General features: G+C 38.2%; 19 protein-coding genes and 2 pseudogenes. 18 read left to right on the top strand and 3 right to left on the bottom strand.

Annotated features, from left to right (window positions below; genetic code table 11):
• The first annotated feature begins 7 nt into the window (after positions 1-7).
• Complete coding sequence (locus CKV67_RS08165; protein WP_025279968.1) at positions 8-664, top strand: phosphatase PAP2 family protein; 657 nt, start codon at positions 8-10, stop codon at positions 662-664.
• A gap of 37 nt (positions 665-701) precedes the next feature.
• Here CKV67_RS08165 and CKV67_RS08160 read toward each other — a convergent pair whose 3' ends face one another.
• Positions 702-1532, bottom strand: coding sequence for an NAD(P)H-hydrate dehydratase (locus CKV67_RS08160; RefSeq protein ID WP_014092979.1), 831 nt, complete (start codon positions 1530-1532; stop codon positions 702-704).
• A 104-nt stretch (positions 1533-1636) separates the two neighbouring features.
• Here CKV67_RS08160 and CKV67_RS08155 point away from each other — a divergent pair, with 104 nt between their 5' ends.
• The 6 genes and pseudogenes from CKV67_RS08155 to CKV67_RS08135 all read left to right on the top strand — a co-directional run bounded on the left by CKV67_RS08155 (position 1637) and on the right by CKV67_RS08135 (position 6913).
• A complete protein-coding gene (locus tag CKV67_RS08155) occupies positions 1637-2050 on the top strand; it encodes an NUDIX hydrolase (RefSeq protein WP_014092978.1) in 414 nt (137 codons plus the stop codon).
• A gap of 71 nt (positions 2051-2121) precedes the next feature.
• Positions 2122-3534, top strand: a complete 1413-nt coding sequence (gene pepV / locus CKV67_RS08150) for a dipeptidase PepV (protein ID WP_014092977.1) — start codon at positions 2122-2124, stop codon at positions 3532-3534.
• Between the two features lie 112 nt (positions 3535-3646).
• Complete coding sequence (dat, locus tag CKV67_RS08145; RefSeq protein ID WP_014092976.1) at positions 3647-4516, top strand: D-amino-acid transaminase; 870 nt, start codon at positions 3647-3649, stop codon at positions 4514-4516.
• 220 nt (positions 4517-4736) lie between these two features.
• Positions 4737-6035, top strand: a pseudogene (locus CKV67_RS08140) (ribonuclease YeeF family protein); the annotation flags it as partial.
• Positions 6027-6587: a glycohydrolase toxin TNT-related protein gene (locus CKV67_RS14975; protein ID WP_327062202.1), complete on the top strand. Its 561-nt coding sequence runs from the start codon at positions 6027-6029 to the stop codon at positions 6585-6587. The pseudogene CKV67_RS08140 and the gene CKV67_RS14975, both read left to right, overlap by 9 nt.
• A gap of 2 nt (positions 6588-6589) precedes the next feature.
• The gene (locus CKV67_RS08135; RefSeq protein WP_025279967.1) at positions 6590-6913 is read left to right on the top strand and encodes an Imm59 family immunity protein; all 324 of its coding nucleotides are present in this window, start codon (positions 6590-6592) and stop codon (positions 6911-6913) included.
• A 204-nt stretch (positions 6914-7117) separates the two neighbouring features.
• On the opposite strand, the gene CKV67_RS08130 is transcribed toward CKV67_RS08135, so the two are convergent.
• Positions 7118-8296, bottom strand: coding sequence for an IS256 family transposase (locus CKV67_RS08130; protein WP_014092974.1), 1179 nt, complete (start codon positions 8294-8296; stop codon positions 7118-7120).
• A gap of 235 nt (positions 8297-8531) precedes the next feature.
• On the opposite strand from CKV67_RS08130, the gene CKV67_RS14800 reads away from it, so the two are divergent.
• The gene (locus CKV67_RS14800; protein ID WP_231845366.1) at positions 8532-8747 is read left to right on the top strand and encodes a hypothetical protein; all 216 of its coding nucleotides are present in this window, start codon (positions 8532-8534) and stop codon (positions 8745-8747) included.
• A gap of 27 nt (positions 8748-8774) precedes the next feature.
• Here the strand turns inward: CKV67_RS14800 and CKV67_RS14670 are convergent, their stop codons facing one another.
• The gene (locus tag CKV67_RS14670; RefSeq protein WP_169846655.1) at positions 8775-8918 is read right to left on the bottom strand and encodes a hypothetical protein; all 144 of its coding nucleotides are present in this window, start codon (positions 8916-8918) and stop codon (positions 8775-8777) included.
• A gap of 297 nt (positions 8919-9215) precedes the next feature.
• Between CKV67_RS14670 and CKV67_RS08120 the strand changes: the two genes are divergently transcribed.
• The 10 genes and pseudogenes from CKV67_RS08120 to CKV67_RS08075 all read left to right on the top strand — a co-directional run bounded on the left by CKV67_RS08120 (position 9216) and on the right by CKV67_RS08075 (position 20126).
• Complete coding sequence (locus CKV67_RS08120; RefSeq protein ID WP_014092972.1) at positions 9216-9656, top strand: MarR family winged helix-turn-helix transcriptional regulator; 441 nt, start codon at positions 9216-9218, stop codon at positions 9654-9656.
• Positions 9653-11137: a multidrug efflux MFS transporter MdrM gene (mdrM, locus tag CKV67_RS08115; protein WP_025279965.1), complete on the top strand. Its 1485-nt coding sequence runs from the start codon at positions 9653-9655 to the stop codon at positions 11135-11137. The genes CKV67_RS08120 and mdrM overlap by 4 nt, the downstream gene beginning before the upstream one ends.
• 235 nt (positions 11138-11372) lie before the next feature.
• Positions 11373-12155 (top strand): phosphotransferase family protein, encoded by a 783-nt coding sequence (locus CKV67_RS08110; protein WP_014092970.1) that lies wholly within the window; start codon positions 11373-11375, stop codon positions 12153-12155.
• A gap of 6 nt (positions 12156-12161) precedes the next feature.
• The gene (gene trmB, locus CKV67_RS08105) at positions 12162-12806 is read left to right on the top strand and encodes a tRNA (guanosine(46)-N7)-methyltransferase TrmB (protein ID WP_014092969.1); all 645 of its coding nucleotides are present in this window, start codon (positions 12162-12164) and stop codon (positions 12804-12806) included.
• Positions 12807-12865: 59 nt separating this feature from the next.
• Positions 12866-13713 (top strand): annotated as a pseudogene (locus CKV67_RS08100) (YtnP family quorum-quenching lactonase).
• Between the two features lie 135 nt (positions 13714-13848).
• Positions 13849-14097, top strand: a complete 249-nt coding sequence (locus CKV67_RS08095) for a metal-sensitive transcriptional regulator (RefSeq protein ID WP_014092968.1) — start codon at positions 13849-13851, stop codon at positions 14095-14097.
• A 49-nt stretch (positions 14098-14146) separates the two neighbouring features.
• Entirely contained in the window at positions 14147-16060 is a 1914-nt protein-coding gene (locus CKV67_RS08090) for a BglG family transcription antiterminator (protein ID WP_014092967.1), read from the top strand.
• A gap of 153 nt (positions 16061-16213) precedes the next feature.
• The gene (locus CKV67_RS08085) at positions 16214-17512 is read left to right on the top strand and encodes a PTS sugar transporter subunit IIC (protein ID WP_025279964.1); all 1299 of its coding nucleotides are present in this window, start codon (positions 16214-16216) and stop codon (positions 17510-17512) included.
• A gap of 12 nt (positions 17513-17524) precedes the next feature.
• A complete protein-coding gene (locus tag CKV67_RS08080) occupies positions 17525-17827 on the top strand; it encodes a PTS sugar transporter subunit IIB (protein WP_014092965.1) in 303 nt (100 codons plus the stop codon).
• 28 nt (positions 17828-17855) lie between these two features.
• On the top strand, positions 17856-20126 hold the full coding sequence (locus CKV67_RS08075) for a glycoside hydrolase family 3 N-terminal domain-containing protein (protein ID WP_014092964.1): 2271 nt from the start codon (positions 17856-17858) through the stop codon (positions 20124-20126).
• The last annotated feature ends 6 nt before the right edge of the window (positions 20127-20132 follow it).

The following is a 20132-nucleotide window of genomic DNA, read 5'->3' as shown; positions in this document are numbered from 1 at the left end:
GGATTGTATGAAAAAAACACCATTTATTATTAGCGGCATAGGTCTTCTTGGATTTATTCTTTTTATGTCAGGAGTTATGACTAAGGCCAATTGGATACACACATTTGATAATTACTGGAATAGTGTTATTCGAGTTGGGATTACAGACACCAAAACAATGATTATTTCTTACTTAACGGATATTGGTGGAGTAGCGACGATTTGTATTTTAACAGTGCTTGTTGTTATTTGCTTACTGTTGCTGCGAAAAGTCGATATTGCGATTTGGTTTGGCGTTACAGTATTGGTTGGTGGCGCGGTGATTCCATCCATTATTAAAAATATCGTTCAACGTCCAAGGCCAACATTTAAGCTTATTGAACAAAGTGGTTTTAGTTTTCCGAGCGGTCACGCAACAGGTTCGACTGTTTTTTACGGCATGCTTGCTTTTTTCTTGATTCTTTATGTGAGTAAAAAATGGTTGCAAATAATGATTGCGATTTTAGCACTTTCGATTGTCAGCTTTGTGATGTACTCTCGCGTATATCTAGGTGTTCATTTTCCAAGTGATGTAGTTGCTGGATTTTTAATTGGAAATGCAGTCGTATTCTGTTCGATTGGTTGTTATTTCCTTTGGGGCAGAAAACTAGCATTATGGACGAAACGATTTCAAAAAGTAGCATAAAAGAAGCAGCTTCCAGTAAAAGGAGGCTGCTTCTTCTTTAAGCATGTTCGTCTGTTTCGCTAAAAATTTTTAAGTAAGTTGGTAGTTCTTCGGCGATTTCTGTTGGAAGCACGACATAACGTTTCTTCGCGAGAATTTCTCCAATATAGCTATGAAGAAAAACAGCAGCAAGTGTGCCAATAATTGGTTTTTCTGTTTGCGCCATTAAACCACAAATTGTTCCTGCGAGTGTATCGCCCATTCCGCCGGTTGCCATTGCGGGAGTGCCATAAATATTTTGCCATGCTGATTCGCCAGCATACACTTTTGTCCGGTGCCCTTTTAGTACAAGCGTGGCATCTAGCGTGTTTGCGATTTCGGTAGTTGTTTGTGCTTCAGGGGCTAGCGCTTTTAGTCGCTCCCATTCCCCGGCATGTGGTGTGAAAGTTAAACCAGCAGCTGGATGAGGGATGCCTCCTTTGGCGAAAATTGTAATACCATCGCCATCGATAATTATTTGTTGCTTGTCGGTAGCTTTTTGTAACACTAATCGGAAAATTTCTTCCGCATGAGCATCTAAGCCAAGACCTGGGCCAATTAAAATGGTATCGAACTGGCTAAGCTGATCACTTAAACTAGTGATGTTTTCATAATCAATAAACATACATTCTGGAATACGCGTTTGCAAGGCAGGACGGTTAACGCTATCTGAGGCAACCGTAGTTAAGCCAGCTCCACTTTTGACACAGGCTTCTGCTGCCATGATTGCAGCGCCACCAAATTGTTTGTTACCAGCGACAATTAACACGCGACCATAATCGCCCTTATGTGTTTCATCTTCTCGTTTAGGGATCCAAGCGCACATTGCTTTTGGTGTAATCTTCTTCACTTTTGTGAAACCTCCTTATGACACTGGCTTTTATCTACCGAACCGGGTAAAATAAAGAACAGATAAATCATGTTTATCTTAAATGATAAGGAGGCTTTTGTAAAATGAAACCTATATATCCTGCCGTAAAAGCAGTCATCGTAAAAGACGGAAAATTTCTCGCACTTAAAAAGAAAGGCGTAGAAGGAGAGGTTTTTGAACTTCCAGGTGGCCGGATGAATTACGGTGAAACACACGGGGAAGCACTTTTTAGAGAAGTTTATGAAGAAACCAAATTACAAGTCCAACCATTTATTTTGTATGATACATGGGAATTTTTTCATGAGGAATACCAAATTACTGGGGTTATTTATTTAGTAGAGATGCCAGAAGAAGGAGAAATCGTACTATCTGATGAACACGAGGAATATCGCTTTTTTTCACTTGAAAAAGATAGTTTACAAATGATGGATATCGTTTTCGCCTCTCGAATGGAACGCTGGGATATGGAAGCAATTAAAGGTTTTATGAGAAAATAAGGAGTTCCGGCTTCCAAGCAGCGTGAAAACAGTTTACAATAGAGAAGATAAGTTTGAAGGAGGGAATATTGATGACAGAAATTAATTGGCAAAAAGAAGTGGAATCACGTAAAGACGATTTCCTAGAAGATTTAAAAGGGTTACTTCGCATTCCAAGTGTTCGCGATGATAGTAAAAAAACAGAAGATGCGCCGTTTGGACCTGATGTTAAGCGTGCGCTCGATTATATGATGGAACTTGGTAAAAAAGACGGATTTGCAACAAAAGAGGTTGGAAACGTAGCTGGACATCTTGAATACGGGCAAGGAGAAGAACTTGTTGGTGTTTTAGGACATGTCGACGTTGTTCCTGTTGGTGACGGTTGGACAAATGGTCCATTCGAACCAACTTTACGTGATGGAAAGCTTTATGCTCGTGGTGTTGCAGACGATAAAGGTCCAACAATTGCTGGTTACTATGCGCTAAAAATTATTAAAGAGTTAGGTTTGCCACTTTCTCGTCGTGTACGAATCATCGTTGGTTCTGATGAAGAAAGCGGTATGAGCTGTGTGGAACGTTATTTCGAAACAGAAGAACAACCAACACTCGGTTTTGTTCCTGATGCCGAATTCCCGATTATTCACGCGGAAAAAGGTATTTCTGAATTAGATGTATCTTTTAAAGACGGAGAAGCAAGCGGGGAAGCTGCATTCCGCTTACTAAGCTTTGAGTCAGGTGAGCGTTACAATATGGTACCAGATCATGCTAGTGCCATCATCGAAAACGTGAAAGACTACGATAAACTAACAAGTACTTTCAAAACTTTCTTAGCTAACCATCCAGTAGAAGGTACGTTAGAAGAAGACGGTAAAACAGTTAAAATTAACATGGTTGGAAAATCTGCTCATGCAATGGAACCAAATAATGGTATCAATGCAGGTCTTCATTTAGTAGCCTTCTTAGGTAAATTTAAATTAACTGGTGCTGCTAATGATTTCGTTACATTTGGTCGTGATTACTTATTTGGCGATTCTCGTGCTGTAAAACTTGGTATTAGCTACGAAGATAAAGAAAGTGGCGAATTAACGATGAATGTTGGCGTTATCCGTTATGATGTTGGGGAAGGTGGGAAATACGGACTTAATTTCCGTTACCCAGTTACTGCAAACATGGATAAGCTGAAAAATAAAATGCAAACTGTCGTATATGAATATAATGCACAGTACACACATTACAGTGATTCCAAACCGCTTTTCGTACCAAAAGACCACCCATTAATTCAAACTTTACAAGAAGTTTATACGAAACAAACAGGAGAAGAAGCTACTTTACTTGCAATTGGTGGCGGAACTTATGCACGTCATATGGAAACAGGTGTGGCGTTTGGCGCACTATTCCCAGGCCGCGAAGATACGATGCACCAAAAAGACGAATTCAGTTATTTTGACGATTTGTTAAAAGCGACAGCAATTTACGCAGAAGCGCTTTACAAATTAGCAAAGTAAGGGTTATAATTGAAAAAATTAACTGCTGCAAAGCTTAGTTTTGCGGCAGTTTCTCTATTTAATTAAGTTTTTAGATAGTTCCAATAAATTAACTAGCAAGGAGTGTCTTGAGATGAAAGTATTAGTAAATAACCATTTAGTGGAAAGAGAAGATGCGACCGTAGACGTGGAAGACCGCGGATATCAATTTGGAGATGGGGTATATGAAGTTGTTCGTTTGTATAATGGCAAATTCTTTACATATGATGAACATATCGACCGTTTATATGCCAGCGCTGCAAAAATTGATTTAGTCATACCATATTCCAAAGAAGAACTACGTAAATTAATTGAAGAGTTAGTGGCGGCAAATAATATTCATACAGGAAATGTTTATTTACAGGTAACTCGTGGCGTCCAAAATCCTCGTAACCATGTGATTCCAGATGATTTCCCATTAGAAGGAGTACTAACAGCAGCAGCTCGCGAGGTTCCTAGAAATGAAAAACAATTTATCGAAGGTGGAACAGCGATTACAGAAGAAGATGTGCGCTGGTTACGTTGTGACATTAAAAGTTTAAGCTTACTTGGAAACATTATGGCCAAGAATAAAGCACATCAACAAGATGCTTTAGAAGCTATTTTGCACCGCGGTGAACAAGTTACCGAATGTTCCGCATCCAATGTTTCTATTATTAAAGATGGTGTGCTTTGGACACATGCAGCTGATAATTTAATTTTAAACGGAATTACTCGTCAAGTTATTTTAGATGTTGCTAGAAAAAATGGTATTCCAGTCCGAGAAGCAGATTTTACACTAACTGACCTTCGAGAAGCAGATGAAGTGTTTATTTCTAGCACAACAATCGAAATTACGCCAATTACACATATTGATGGCGTACAAGTAGGTGACGGAAAACGTGGTCCAATTACCGCGCAACTTCATGGCTATTTTGTGGAAGAAATTGTTCGTTCTTGTGGTGAATTAGTATTAGCTAAATAATTTAAAGTCAAAGTCTTCCTTTTTTGAGGAAGGCTTTCAGACTGTAGAAAAACAAAAATCCTCGAATACTAAATAACGAGAATCTCTGTTTTTTATAGTTTGGGCAACCATCTTAAAAGGATGGTTGCTTATATTGATTAAAAGAAACATATAACAAGATTTGGAGATGAACTTTCATTAATATACAGCTCATATAACAAAGAAAGTCGAGGACAGATGAATGAAAGACGTAAACTACCGAGAAGACGACTGGTAAAAAGCCAAAAGTGCCCTAGCTCCATTTAATGCAGCCAATTGGTTTGGTGGCCTATTTAATCATTTAGAAAAAGTGTCGAAAAATATGGAGAATGCGGAAGACGATATCCGTGACTTAGACACCGATCACGCGATTCATTTCCAACATACCGACCATCGAAGCAAGTACGGGGAAATCGAGGAAGACTTAAAGGTGCTGTATCAGTTTAGTTGTCACGCAGGGGAGAAAATCGAAACGCTGATTGATGAGCCTTTTTACAAGAAGTTGGATGCATTTGTAGATGGGATGCAAGACTTGAGTATCACGACATACTCAACTACAAACCGTATTGGGGCTAAGTCGACACAAACGTATATGTCTTCGTACAGTAATCAGCCCCAAGTGATTGAATCGGTAAAAGAAAATGCAACTATTGAGGACTTAATGAATGGCGATAACTTCTACGCCAACCAAATGACCCTCCAATACGAAGTCTGGAAGCATGAAAATCCGGACCAAAAGGTTAGCGAAGCCGATTTTAAAATGGGGATGTTACATACTCGTGCGTTTGATTATAAATCCGTCCAAGACGAACAAGAAGAGAAAGAGTTCTGGGTCAATATCGTTGCCGCCGTGGTGATTGTGGGCGTAAGTATCGTCTGCCCACCAGCCGGATTAGCACTTGGAGTAGGATTTGGCGCACTAGAAGCCTCTTCAGCAGTTACTGGAAAAGATTGGATATCCGGCCGAGAACTAAGCGACCAGGAACGCGTGCTCCGAGGAGGATTTGCCTTACTCGATATTATACCAGGAGTCAAAGCCTTTAGTTCCGGCACCAAAATCGCGAGCGCAGGTTCCAAAATGTTGCGAGTCGGAGACGACCTACTCGATGGTGGGAAACTTGCCATCAAAAATGCAGGAAAATCATTCAAAGGAACGATTGATAATGGCATCCAAGCAGGAAAACAAACTTTAGACCTGCGTATCGCTAACGTTAAAAAAGTCGCAGACGACGCGATGCAAGCGGCGAAGAAAAAACTAACGCAAGATCTAGACGATATCGGCACAGCTGCGCAAACAATCCAAGCCAAAGCCAAAGAAGTCTTCCAAATGCCGCCCAGAGAACGCCTGGCATTCGCTGGTGTGGGCGATGATATTCCCGTCCAAACAGCTGCTGGAGGAACAAGCGCTGCTCAGAAGAAACTCCGGGATATGATGAGTAAGATGGATGATTTGAATATCAAAGGGAGTGACACGGATGATATAATAAGGGAAGTGGAAAAGAAATTCACCCCGAAGAAAATCACCTTAGACAATGGAGAAATTGCTTTCCAAGCTAAAGACGGGACACTAGTTCGTTCACCAGATTTTCTAGATGAAGCAGGGGACATTAAATGGCCAAAAGCGAATGGATTTGTGATAGATGAGACTGGTAAAGCTATTACGGTGGATGCGAACTTGAAAGCAGGACAAATTATTGACAGATATGGGGACTCAAGTGGAAGATTCACAAGTCCAGTAGAAGCAGGACAAATTTTAGATTATGACACAAGAGGTTTGCCGTATCCTGAAAGTGTGAAAACTTATCATCAATATGAAGTATTGAAAGATATTACTGAAAAGAATGTAAAAGATGCATACAATATGGCTACTCAAGAAGTAAAAAAACAAATAGATAGAGTGATGGAGAAGTGGGAGCTTAGTTTTGAGGATTTAGCTTGCCCTCAACAGGGAAAGGTGGCAACAGTTTTTGGAGTTGGTGGAGGAAAACAAATTAAGTTTACAACAAATATTAAATATTATGAGATATTAGAATTAATAAAGGAGGTTAAGTGAATATGATTAATCAAGATATTAGTAAACTAAAAGAAGAAATTGATTCAGTAGTAACTCAGAAAAATTATGAAACATTACGTTACGTTTTATTTAATGAAGGAGATGGTACTCCATTTGCAGTTCATCTGTTTATTAAAAATGATAAGTTTATGGTTAATTCCCGAGATGAAAGAAGTTATGTGGTTGGTAAAACTTTTGAATTTTCTACTTTTGATGAAGCAAAAGTAAAATTTTTGAAGTTGTTAGATTTAACAGTAGAAATAAATAAAGAGGATATAAAATTAGGATACTCAGCTGAGTATTATTCACCATTGTGGAATAAGTAACTAAACGAAAAATTTATCTTTAAAGTAGCTTTACGAGGCTGGGACATAAATCCCAGTAAGTAGAAAAATGGATTTGAGAATTTCTTTTTAAGAGGAATAATCAGATCCATTTTTTAATACACAAAAAAGACCACCTTTGTTAGAATAGAAGTGGGAGCGTCAACAATTTTGTGTAAATAGATTGTCCTTCTGTAAAATAATTGGTTACTCCGAAAACATGGAAGCTAATGTATCAGTCACTTGCTGGAAGCCCTTATGGCTTCTATTTAAAAATTTTTGATTATACGTGTCAAAAATGGATACCAGGAAGTGCTCTAGAGATTCTTCATTTTGAAATTGCTCTTTTCTGCGGCTATATTTTTTGATTTGCTTATTGAAAGATTCTATCAGATTAGTGGAGTAAATACTTCGGCAGATACTCGTTGGAATTTCATAAGAGGTCAATAAATTTTGATTTTCTATGAGCGACTGCGTCACTTTAGGATAAGCTTTCCGCCACTTTTCAATCATCCTATATAGAAAGGTATTCGCTTCTTCCTTTGATCTGGCTTGATAAACAGCCTTAAAATCATCACAGATTTCTTTTCGGTCTTTGACACGTACTTTATGAGCAATATTACGAGAAATGTGAACACAGCAATGTTGGTATTTAATGTTAGGATAAATTTGGTGAATTGTATCTTTCATTGCTTTTAAGCCGTCGGTAATAAACAGTAAGACATCCTGGACTCCTCTGGAGTATATATCCTGTAGCAGTTCATTCCAAATATGTATGGATTCTGTAGGAGCAATCACGTAACTCAGTACTTCTTTAGTTCCGTCTTCTCGAATACCGATAGCGATGTAAATGGCTTCTTTAGATGCAGTTTGACGTTTTAAAGGAATATAAGTGGCGTCCATAAAAATAGCTGCATATTGTTTGTTTAATGATCTGACTTTAAATGCACTCACTTCTTCCGTTAATACTTTAGTCATGTTTGATACTGTCTGTGGTGTATAATAGTGTCCATACATTTTTTCAATCAGATCAGCTATTTCAGACATCGTAACGCCTTTTTCAAACAGATGGATAATCGTAGATTCCAACGTGTCGTTGGTCCGCTTGTAGGCTGGCAAGGTTTGTTGTTTGAACTCTCCGTTACGATTTCTTGGGATTTCCAATGTTAATTCACCATACTCCGTTTTGATTCTTCGTTGATAGGTCCCGTTTCTAGAATTGCCCGAATTAAACCCGATTCGCTCATACTTATCATATGCTAAGTAAGCTGTTAGTTCGGTCCGAAGGAGTGTATTCAGGGCTTTTTCTAAGTGGGAACGAAATAATTCATTTAAATCACCTTTAGTACCTAGAGTTTGTACAATTGCTGTAGTAAAATCATTCATAGGGAAGTCCTCTTTTCTGTAAATTGGTTGTCGTTAACTTAATTCTACAGAAAGGACTTCCTTTTTTGTATGGATTTACTCATTTACACAAAATATTTTACACTCTCTGCAGATAAATAGAGGATATAAAGAAATTAAAAATGAAATAAAAAAAGAATTAAAAGAACACTTTGGTAGTAAGATTGGAACTTTTACTATTTTTGGACAAACTGATACTCCGTATACAATGTTTAATATGCAATTTAAAATGTATGACTATTTCTTTATAGCATTAAACTACGACCGTGGATCATTTGGTTGTGCGATTATTAATGGCGATTTAGTAATAAGTTTACCAAATAGTCAGAAATGGTATGATAATGCAGATATGAATATTTTTTGCAAAGAACTACAAATGCAGCTAGAATTAAGGATACCAGATAAGTTTCTAGAATATAATGGATGGAAATAAGCAATATTAGAATGAACCCTGTAGCAGTTAAAAATAATGTTGCAGGATTTTTTTCATTAAAAATCCAACTAAATGGCATAACAAATGATGGGCGAGTGTACCATAACCACCTTCGCCATTTTGGTAAGCTTCCACTACTTTTCTCTTAAATCCATCATCATATTTAGCCAATTAAAATACGCCTCCAAAGTTAGATTTTTTGGTCTAACTTTAGGGGCGCACTACACAAATAGATTTCCGCTCCTGATTTTTTGTTGGAAATAAAAAAGAGACATTTAGAAGGAATACATTTAACATATGTAAAAAATTATATAATTTTTATTTTTGTTGCAGGACCTTAATGACCGCGCTTTCAACCGAAATAGCTTGAATTTGTGAGATTGACAAATATTTTTCAAGGTGTATAATTCAAAAGTCTAATAGTTCGCATACGAAACATTTGGGAGCGAACAGTACGGAGGGGAAGTAATGGAAGAAAAGTTAGTGAAAGAGGTTGTTTTCTCTTTTCGCGAAGTGCAACGAAAAACTCATCAAGTGTTAGCGGAAGAAGCAGCTAACAGAGAAATCACGACCACGCAATTACTAGCAATTAGAGAGTTACAGCGAGAATCTGAACTCACGCTTGGGGAACTTGCAGACCGGATGAAGCTCGGAAAAAGTACCGTATCTGGAATTGTTGACCGCCTAGTAAAAGCAGGATTTTTAGAACGCACACGTAATGAAAGTAACCGTCGTGCGCTGAGTTTAGCACTCACTGAAAAAGGGGCAACAAAAGCGGCAGAAACGTATCATGTTTTCTTCAACCGTTTAGAACCAATTTTAGAAATTGGTGAAGAAAAACTTCAAGCAATGTTAGAAATACATCAAGAAATAATTGCCATTTTAGAAAGGGAAGGTGCACGAGATTGAATATGAAAGCAGCAAGTACATCAGTAAAGCGTAATGGTATTCTTATAGTTATGCTAATGGGCGCCTTTGTTACGATTCTCAATCAAACGTTGATGAATGTCGCGTTACCAAGTATTATGAAAGATTTTGGGATTACAGCTAGCCAAGGACAATGGCTATCAACTGGATTTATGTTAGTTAATGGTGTCATGATTCCGATGACAGCTTTTTTAATTGAACGATTTACCACACGTCAACTGTACCTATTTGCGATGGTTACTTTTGCAATCGGGACTGCGATTGGCGGATTTGCAACAGATTATACGATGTTAATTGCCGGGCGAATGGTACAGGCTATTGGCGCTGGTATTGTCATGCCGCTATTAACAGTAGTAGTGCTAAACCTATTCCCAATGGAACGACGTGGGCGAGCGATGGGCTTGATTGGTCTAGCAATGAACTTCGCCCCAGCAATTGGTCCGACACTTTCAGGTTGGATTGTGGAGCAATATGATTGGCGCAATTTATTCTTTATTATTATTCCATTTGCGATTTTAGATATTGTTGTAGCTATTTTCTTACTGAAGAATGTCGGAAAACGAACTTTCCCAAAACTAGATATACTTGGTGTCATCATGTCGACTGTCGGGTTTGGTAGTTTGTTACTAGGATTTAGTAACGCCGGGGATCATGCTTGGTTAACTTGGAAAGTAGCTGGATTTATTGTTCTTGGGCTAGTCGTTCTAGGACTGTTCATCCGTTATCAAACAAGTTCGAAAGCACCATTACTTAACTTTAGAGTATTTAAATATCCAACGTTCGCACTGACAACTTCTATTAGTTTCTTTGTCGTAATGGGACTATTTGGTGGCATGCTATTACTACCAATTTTCTTGCAAACGGTTCGCGGATTTTCACCACTCGAGTCGGGTCTGGTACTTCTGCCAGGAGCACTAGTTACCGCAGTACTTTCACCAGTGACTGGAGTAATGTTTGACCGATTTGGTGCAAAGTATTTGTCGCTAGTTGGCTTGATTATTATGGCAGGATCTACGTTTATGTTTACAAGCTTAGATGAATCAACTACTTTAACGTACATTATTATCATTCAAACGATTCGTTCGGCAGGAATGGCGATGGTTATGATGCCGCTTCAAACAGCCGCACTCAACTCGTTACCACTTAATTTAGCTTCTCATGGTTCAGCAATGTTTAATACGATGAGGCAAGTAGCAGGATCAATTGGAACCGCTGCCTTGATTACTGTTATGTCAAAAAGTGCAGCTAGTTTCGCGAGACATCTTGGACCGAGCGACGTGATGGGTAAAACGAAAACGGAAATTGCCAATCATGTACTAATCCACGGTATCGAAACAGCCTTTTTAGTGGCAGGAATTCTTTCGGTGATTGCTTGTATTTTAGCGCTCTTTATCCAAAAAAATAATAGCTCTATGCCACCAATCGTTAAAAAAACAGAAGAAGCACAACAAGAAACAAACTGATTTAGTTTTTATAAATAAAGCATTACTTATTTAATTCGTGTAACCGGAATTGAATAAGTGATGTTTTTTAGCGATTTTTACATTTTTTTGAGAAGAAATTATCATTACGAACGTAGGATGACTTGACTAGAAGCGCTAAGAGAAGTAAAATCATGAATAGTTACCAATTTTGTTCGGAAGTATTATTAAAGGGCATAGGGAAGTTGCAAAGAGCTAGTAAAAGGTGTGTATGTAAATGAAAGATAATTTTTTTGGGAGAGAATATGACATAGCGCCGGCCGGAGGGGAAACTGGTCAAGCATTTGTTGCAACACATGAAGACGAAAAATTCTTTTTAAAAAGAAATTCTTCGCCTTTTTTAGCTGCACTTTCTGTGGAAAACATCGTGCCAAAACTTGTTTGGACAAGACGCGTCGAAAATGGTGATGTGATTACTGCACAAAAGTGGGTGAACTGTCATATTTTAACGCGCGATGAAATGAGCGGAAGTAGGGTGGCAGCACTCTTGGCTAAAATTCACCATTCAGAAACATTACTTCACATGCTTGAAAAAATCGAAAACTGTTATTTTTCAGCAGATCAACTATTAGCTCGCTTAAAAGTAGAGGTAGTAGCAAGTAATAATGTAACATCTTCTATGATAGAAGCGATTCAATACTTGGAATTAAACCTCCCAGATGTTAACCAAACGGAGTATGTCGTTTGTCACGGGGATGTCAATCATAACAATTGGATTATTTCTGAGGATAATGAATTGTTTCTGGTAGATTGGGACGGAGCAATGCTTGCTGATGCTGCAAATGATATTGGAATGATTTTATACCAATATATCCCGCGAACGGAATGGGAAAATTGGCTTTCAAGTTATGGGACTACTTTAACGACTGACTTACATCGAAAATTAAAATGGTATACGATTTGCCAGACTGTGATGCAAGTATCTTTAAATCAGTCGTTTGAAGCGAATGAACGTGCGAAACAAATTTTTCAAAATGCAATAGAAGATGATGAGGTGTAAAGAACGATGCGTGTAAAACATAAACCATGGGCAAAAGATAGGCTGCAGGAATTTCCAGCAATTTATATTGAAAACCCTGAAGAACTAAAGGGCAAGTGGCAAGAAGTTTTTGGAAATAATAATCCGATTCATATTGAAATCGGTTCTGGCAAAGGACAATTCGTGAGTGGAATGGCAAAAGCAAACCCATCCATTAATTATATAGGTATCGAAATGATTGAAAGTGTTCTTGTCTCTGCACTCGATAAGGCGCTCGAAGCAGATGTCCCTAATTTACGTTTAGTGGCTCGTGATGCTAAATTATTAGAAGACTGTTTTGAGAAAGGGGAGATAGCGCAAATTTATCTCAACTTCTCTGACCCGTGGCCTAAAAAACGTCATACAAAACGCCGATTAACCAATCCGACGTTCCTCGCTATTTATGAACGATTATTGCCGACAGATGGAGAAATTCATTTTAAAACGGATAATCGGAGTTTATTTGAATATTCGTTAGTAGCATTTTCAGAATATAACATGTTACTTACGTTTGTATCACTTGATTTGCATAACAGCGATTACGAAGGGAATATCAAAACGGAATATGAAGAAAAATTTTCAGCTAAAGGATTCCCAATCTATCGTCTTGAAGCAAAATTTGGTAGAAATTAAAGGATAAACCAGGTGCATCTGCTGCATCTGGTTTTTATATTTAACAGGAGGAATGTAGAGTGGATACAATTCAAATAGGTGATATTACTATATACTGGTTACGTGGTGGTTATACGCATTTTGATGGGGGAGCGATGTTCGGCGTTGTCCCTAAACCACTTTGGGAGAAAAAATACCCAGCAAACGAAAAAATCAACTCGCAAATGTGACTGATCCGATGTTCTTTCGATATGAAGGGAAGAACTATTTAATTGATAGTGGCCTAGGGAATAATCGTTTGACGGAAAAACAAAAACGCAATTATGGCGTGACGGAAGAATCATTTGTTCTGGAAGACTTAGCTCGACTTGGTGTATCACCAGAAGAGATTGATTACGTGTTGATGACGCATTTACATTTTGATCATGTGCTCGGTTTGACCGGTGTTTCAGAAGAAGGGAACTACTCGATTTTTAAAAATGCCGAGATTTGGACTTCTAAAATGGAATGGGACGAAATGCGAAATCCTAGTATTCGTTCAAAGGCGACTTATTGGAAAGAAAATTGGGAGCAAATTGAGTCACAAATTCATACCTTTGATAGGGAAGTTAAAATAAATGACGTAGTAAAAATGGAACATACTGGTGGACATAGTGCAGGGCATTCAATTATTTGGTTCCATTTGAACGGAGAAAAAGCAGTTCATATGGCAGATATTTTTCCTACATTTGCTCATCAAAATGTTCTTTGGGTTACTGCGTACGATGATTATCCAATGACATCGATTGCTGCTAAACAAGAAATTTTCAAACAAACATTTGGAGAAAATTATTGGTTTTTGTCTTATCATGATGCAAGATTTCGAGCTGTAAAAATTGCTGAAAATGGGGAATTTATAAATAGTTTAAAATTAAATCGTCCAAACTAAGAAGTGGTAAAACGCTTCTTTTTTTTTGAGGGTATTTTTGTTTTATGGTATTATGTACTTATAAATCGCATTTTGAAGCGGAATGTATAACCTGGGTAGGGGGTTATATCGAATATACGGTAAGGGGGTATGTAAATGGAAGCTGCTGAACGTAAAGCACTATTAACAAGATTTGCTAAAATTGAAGGACATGTGCGCTCCATAAAAAATATGACAGAAGAAGAGCGGGATTTCGAAACGATTATGCAACAAATAGCCGCAGTAAAAAAAGCGATGGACGCAGCAGCAAAAGTAATTTACACTGAACAGATGAAGGAACTTATTAAACAAGGTGAAATGGATGAAGCGTTAATTAAAAAGAAAATTGATAGCTACATTCGCTAATGGACAAAAGACGTAGGTTAAATTTATTGGTGCGAGGAGAGTAATCCGGATGAGTGGTTTCCAATTGTTATTGCCAAGATGGCAGAAAATAATTCATATGCTCTATTTAAGAATGTCATTTATTAGTGGAAGAGAGCTTGGTGAGGCGTTAGCCGTGACGCCACGTACGATTCGAAATGATATTAAGGCTATCAACCCGTTACTTCAAGTTGATGGAAACCAAATTGAATCACTTCCTGGTGTAGGTTATCGTTTGATTATAGAGGATGAAAAAGCGCTTCAAGAGGCCCTTTTGGATAACACAACAGGCCAAACAAATATGAATATTGTGCCGATGTTTGCCGAAGATCGAGCGAACTACATTATTCGTTATCTATTACTAAAAAACGATTATGTCAAATTAGAAACGCTTGCAGAAGAGCTCTTTGTCAGCAAATCCACCATTAATTCCGATATTTTAGAAGTGAAAGAAAAACTAACCAATTATTCATTATCTGTTGAAAAGAGAGCAGGCTACGGTATCCGGATTTCTGGAACCGAACTGGCCATTCGTTTTTGTTATTCTAGGTATTTACTTGCAGAATCAGCTACTCCACTTATCACAGAAACCGAGCGAAACTTCTTTCAAGATGTTAGTTTGGAAAAAATGTTAGAAATAGTAGTATCTAATATAGCGAAATACAATATTCATATGACAGACATCTCTGTGAAGAACCTAATTATTCATATTGCTATTGCGGTTTCTCGTGTAAAAGATAACTGCTATATCACGGCAACAGACTTGGAAGATATCGAGTTCAGCATGCCGGAATTACGTGCAGCCCAAAACATTATGAAAGAGATTGAGCTTGCGGAAAAAATCCATTTTCCTGAAAGTGAAATTTCTTATATTTTATTACATTTAAGTGCAAAAAACTGGAAAAGTGATTTCAATAATTATCGCGAATATATCATTGTCGATAAAATATTAGAGCAGATTAAACGGCTCTATGGATATGACTTTCGGCAGGACCAAAAGATGGTTTCGAATATCGCGCTTCACTTAAAGCCGGCCATCAATCGAATTAAATTTAAGATGAATATTCAAAATCCTTACTTGGAAAATCTGAAAGAAAACTATCCGTTTGCGTTTGAGCTTGGTTTGGTCGCGAAAGAAGTTTTAGAGACGGAACTAAAAACGGATGTGAATGAAGCGGAGGCAGGCTATTTAGCAATTCATTTTTTATATGGTCTAGATAAAGAATTTGTACACCATAAGCAAAAAGTGTTAATTGTTTGTGCCTCAGGACTCGGAACATCGCAATTACTAGAATCAAAAGTGCGAAAACAATTCTCGAGTAGTTTGGAAATTGTGGGCGTATACTCATTTAAAGATTACAAGACAGCGGCAACTACATGTGATTTTGTGATTTCGACTGTGCCCCTTCAAACCAAATTGCACCCGGTCATTCAAGTATCGCCATTTTTAACAAAAGAAGATGTTCAGAATATTTCTTTGTTAATGAAACATGATGAAACGGAAAATCAAATAGAATTAGAAAAAATATTTCGTGAAGGACTATTTATCATTAGTCATAAAACGAGCAAAGTGGAAATTCTCGCGGATTTAGCAGGAGTTTTGGAGGGAAAACGGCTAGTTGGGGAGGATTATTTACCATCGCTTATGGAGCGAGAAGAAATTGTGCCGACTTATTTAGGGAATGGGCTAGCTGCGCCACATCCAGTAGAGGCGGAAGTGCTAGAAACAGTTATCGCAGTGTGCATTTGCCCAGCCGGGGTAGACTGGAACGGAGAAAAGCGTGCACAAGTGGTTTTTATGCTAGCAGTGAAAAATGAAGAACAGAAACGACTGGCGACTCTGTACACACTGATTAGTGATTTAGTGGAAAATCCCAAAGTAATGGGAGAGTTAAAACGAGTAACTGATTTTGAAAGCTTTATGCGCGTATTGCAAACAGTTTAACTAAATAAAACATAACAAGCTCTTTTTTTAAATTAAAACAGGAGCTTGTTTTCTTTATTTCCGCATCTACTAAGTTAATGGGGAAAAAGACTGGATTTATTTACTGAAAAGAAAGCGCTACAATTATTGTAATATCTAAGGAGGTTTAAGAAATTGAAAAAATTCATCGAGAAATTAAGTTGGTTATCGCAGAAGCTTGGAAATCAAATCCATTTGAAGTCTATGCGTGATGCCTTTGCTACAATTTTACCTTTTATTATGTTAGCGGGTTTTATGGTTTTAATTAATAACGTCATTATCAAGCCGGATGGTTTTATGTCGGCAATTATTAATTCTGAAACACTTACTACATGGCAAAATTTAGGTAATAGTATTGTTAATGGAACACTTGGTATTATAACTATTTTAATTGGAGCATCCGTTTCTTATTTTCTGGCACAAAATCGAAAGTTTGAAAATCCATTTGCTCCAGCATTGATGACCATTGCGCTTATCGTTATATTTGTTCCAGCTGTTTCTGAAGTTGTTCCATTAGGTTTGGAGAAAGCAGTTGAAGTTACAGGGGTATTACCGCTCTCGTTAATGGGTTCCGCGGGGATGTTTGTTGGTATTGTAACTGCGCTGCTATCGACAGAAGTTTTTATCCGTCTTTCTAAAAGTGAAAAGATGAAAATTCGGATTTCTGGAGATAGTGTTCCTCCAGCGGTTATTAAATCATTTAATGTGCTTATTCCGACAATGTTAACCGTCCTTATTTTCGCATTTATTTCATTCTTAGTAGCTACATTATTTAGTTTGAATTTGTATGCACTTATTAGTACGCTTATTCAGAAACCATTAACATTCCTTGTTACGAGCGTGCCTGGATTCCTTGCTTTAATGACAATCTCTCAAATGCTTTATTCTATCGGGATTGCTGGAAGTGGTATACTAGGGCCGATTATGGATCCAGTATTACTTGCTAATATGCAAGAAAATATGACGGCGTTTGCAAATCATACAGAAATTCCACATATTATTAATACGACTTTCCGTGATATCTTTGGTGTTATGGGTGGTGGTGGAAATACAATTGCTCTATTAATTGCCATCTTTATTTGGTCGAAACGTAAAGATTACCGTGAGATTGCTACATTATCATCTGCTCCTGGGTTGTTCAACATTAATGAACCAGTTGTGTTCGGGCTACCGATTGTTTATAACATAAGTTTAATGATTCCATTTATTATCTCTACTCCGCTCTGTCTAGGACTTGCTTATTTAGCTACAAAACTTCATATGATTTCTGAAGTGGTTGTGATGGTTCCGTGGACAACACCTGTCGTGGCATCAGGATTTCTTGCGACTGGTGGAGACTGGCGAGCGGCAGTATTCCAAATCTTTTTAATCGGCGTTTGTGTACTTCTGTATCTACCATTTTTAAAAGCTAATGATCGTGTAAAAGCAGAGTAGGAGGACGAATAAATGAAAAATATTATGTTGATGTGCAATGCAGGGATGTCTACAAGTGTCCTCGTTCGAAAAATGGAACGGATTGCCGAAGAACGTGAATTAGAAGTAACGATTTGGGCAATTTCTGAAACGGATTTTGAAAAAAATTGGCGCAAAGCAGATGTGATTTTGCTTGGACCACAAGTTAGTTATATGAAAGATAAAGTTACTGATGTGGTAGAAGGAACTATTCCAGTTACAGTCATTGATGTGATAGATTATGGACGGATGAACGGAGAAAAAGTATTAGATGTAGCACTTGGTTTACTTAGCTAAATGTAACAACTTGCAAGGAGGAAAGAAAATGGCTATTTATTTAGATGCAACAAAATCTACCAATGATCGCGTGGAAGACTTGCTTTCCCGAATGACGCTTGCAGAAAAATGCGGGCAACTCAATCAGCGGATGTATGGCTGGGATGCTTTTTCGAGAAATGGTGATGTGTTTCAAATTACGGATAAATTTAAAGAGGAAGTAGCTCGTTTTGAAGGGATAGGTGCTTTATACGGTCTATTCCGAGCGGATCCGTGGTCAAAAATGAATAAAGAAACCGGAATCTCGCGAGCTAATTCTGCTAAAGTTGCTAATATGGTGCAACGCTATGTGATGGAGAATACTAGACTTGGAGTTCCGGTTTTATTAGCGGAAGAAGTTCCGCACGGTCACCAAGCGCTTGACAGTGAGTCTTATCCAGTAAATTTAGCGCGAGCAGCATCTTTCCATCCTGAATTGCAACAACAAGTAGCAGAGGCGATTGCCGAAGAAATTTCTGATAAAGGCGTCCATTTAGCGCTTGCTTCGGCTTTAGATATTCTTCGTGATCCTCGTTGGGGGCGGGCGGAAGAATGTTATGGTGAAGATCCATATCTCGCTGCAGAATTAACCGCCGCGATAACAGAAGGCTTCCAAAAAAGTGGGAAAATTGCTGTTGTTTTAAAACATTTTGCCGCGCAAGGAGAACCAGTAGGCGGTCATAATTCAGGCCCAGTTTCTATCGGTGTAAGAGAACTAAGAGAAATTTTCTTAGAACCATTACGTGCTGGTATTACAAAAGGTGCACTAGGTGTTATGGCAGCATACAATGAAATTGATGGCGTTCCTTGTCATGCAAACAAAGAATTGTTAACAACCATTTTACGAGAAGAAATGGGCTTTGGTGGCATCGTGATGGCAGATGGATGTGCTTTAGATCGTTTGCTGAAATTAAACCCGGATCCTAAAAAAGCAGCAAAAATGGCAATTGAAGCAGGTGTTGATTTAAGTTTATGGGATGAAGTTTTCCCGTTTTTAGAAGAGAGTGTAGCAGCAGGGATTCTGAATGAAACGATTGTTGACCAAGCTGTACGGCGAATTCTACAAGTGAAGTTTCAATTAGGATTGTTCGAAAATCCATATGTAGAGGAAAAGGTCCCAGCAGCTTCTGCTAACTGGAAAAAGCTAAATTTACAAGCTGCTAGAGAAGGGATTTGTTTGCTGAAAAACGATGCAATGACCCTGCCGCTAAAAGGAAAACGGAAAAGACTTGCCATTGTTGGCCCGAATGCGGATACGCTCTATAACCAACTCGGAGATTATACTGCCCCGCAAAACAAAGAGGATTGTGTCACTGTTCTAGCTGGCTTAAAAAGTATCGTTCCAAAAGAATGGGAACTTCTTTTGGAAAAAGGTTCAGACATTCGTGAAGCGGTAGCTGGGGGGATTTCAAAAGCGGAAGAACTAGCGGGAAAAGCGGATGCGATTGTGTTAGTTCTTGGTGGTTCTAGTGCGCGAAATTTTAATATGGAATTTCAGAGTAATGGAGCTGTTAGTTCTAAAGGTCCGAATATGGATGCTGGTGAAAATGTGGACGTTGCGGATATCGCTCTTCCAGAAGTGCAGCTAGCGTTATTTCGAGCGATGAAACGCACAAAAAAACCAGTGATTGTAGTGATGATTCAAGGGCGACCAATTGCTATTCCTGAAATCAGCAAAGAAGCAGATGCACTACTCACGGCTTTTTATCCTGGGAGTGTTGGTGGGACAGCAATAGCAGAAGTGTTAGTTGGTAAATATAATCCGTCTGGTAAATTACCGGTTAGCATTCCTGTGTCTTCTGGGCAAATTCCTGTTTATTACAATCAAAAAGCAGTGGAATACAAAGAAGACTACTTTGATTTAACTGGAAAGCCGCTTTACCCATTTGGTTATGGGTTAAGTTATAGTGAGTTTTCTTACCGGAATTTAGTGATTAAACAAGAACAGATTTCTTTGTCCTCCTTGCTCGCGGGAGAAACAGTCGCTGTTAAAGTGACGGTGGAAAATACTTCTGAAATAGCGGGGGAAGAAGTGGTGCAACTTTATATTCATGATATGGAGTCCAGCATAACTCGTAGAAAGAAAGAACTAAAAGCCTTTAAAAAAATTCGAATCGAACCAAAAGAAAAGATAGATGTGACACTCGAACTAACCAAAGAGGCTTTCGAAGTGTGGTCTATCAATAACAAATATGAGATAGAGGCAGGCGGTATACAGATTTTCGTTGGCGGAAGTTCTGATACAACTATAGTCGGTCAAGTAACGATCGTAGGAGGTTAACGCAAA

The sequence above is a fragment of the Listeria ivanovii subsp. ivanovii genome (genome assembly GCF_900187025.1).
GTDB classification, from domain to species: Bacteria; Bacillota; Bacilli; order Lactobacillales; family Listeriaceae; genus Listeria; species Listeria ivanovii.
The sequence above is the reverse complement of the archived record's forward strand: the minus strand, read 5'-3'. Positions and strand labels throughout refer to the sequence as shown.

What these genes read in the sequence shown, in the direction of transcription:
- CKV67_RS08165 (WP_025279968.1), top strand. Translation starts at nt 8, where the DNA reads ATGAAAAAAACACCATTTATTATTAGCGGCATAGGTCTTCTTGGATTT.
- CKV67_RS08155 (WP_014092978.1), top strand. Translation starts at nt 1,637, where the DNA reads ATGAAACCTATATATCCTGCCGTAAAAGCAGTCATCGTAAAAGACGGA.
- pepV (WP_014092977.1), top strand. Translation starts at nt 2,122, where the DNA reads ATGACAGAAATTAATTGGCAAAAAGAAGTGGAATCACGTAAAGACGAT.
- dat (WP_014092976.1), top strand. Translation starts at nt 3,647, where the DNA reads ATGAAAGTATTAGTAAATAACCATTTAGTGGAAAGAGAAGATGCGACC.
- CKV67_RS08135 (WP_025279967.1), top strand. Translation starts at nt 6,590, where the DNA reads ATGATTAATCAAGATATTAGTAAACTAAAAGAAGAAATTGATTCAGTA.
- CKV67_RS08130 (WP_014092974.1), bottom strand. Translation starts at nt 8,296, where the DNA reads ATGAATGATTTTACTACAGCAATTGTACAAACTCTAGGTACTAAAGGT.
- CKV67_RS14800 (WP_231845366.1), top strand. Translation starts at nt 8,532, where the DNA reads ATGCAATTTAAAATGTATGACTATTTCTTTATAGCATTAAACTACGAC.
- CKV67_RS08120 (WP_014092972.1), top strand. Translation starts at nt 9,216, where the DNA reads ATGGAAGAAAAGTTAGTGAAAGAGGTTGTTTTCTCTTTTCGCGAAGTG.
- CKV67_RS08110 (WP_014092970.1), top strand. Translation starts at nt 11,373, where the DNA reads ATGAAAGATAATTTTTTTGGGAGAGAATATGACATAGCGCCGGCCGGA.
- trmB (WP_014092969.1), top strand. Translation starts at nt 12,162, where the DNA reads ATGCGTGTAAAACATAAACCATGGGCAAAAGATAGGCTGCAGGAATTT.
- CKV67_RS08095 (WP_014092968.1), top strand. Translation starts at nt 13,849, where the DNA reads ATGGAAGCTGCTGAACGTAAAGCACTATTAACAAGATTTGCTAAAATT.
- CKV67_RS08090 (WP_014092967.1), top strand. Translation starts at nt 14,147, where the DNA reads ATGAGTGGTTTCCAATTGTTATTGCCAAGATGGCAGAAAATAATTCAT.
- CKV67_RS08080 (WP_014092965.1), top strand. Translation starts at nt 17,525, where the DNA reads ATGAAAAATATTATGTTGATGTGCAATGCAGGGATGTCTACAAGTGTC.
- CKV67_RS08075 (WP_014092964.1), top strand. Translation starts at nt 17,856, where the DNA reads ATGGCTATTTATTTAGATGCAACAAAATCTACCAATGATCGCGTGGAA.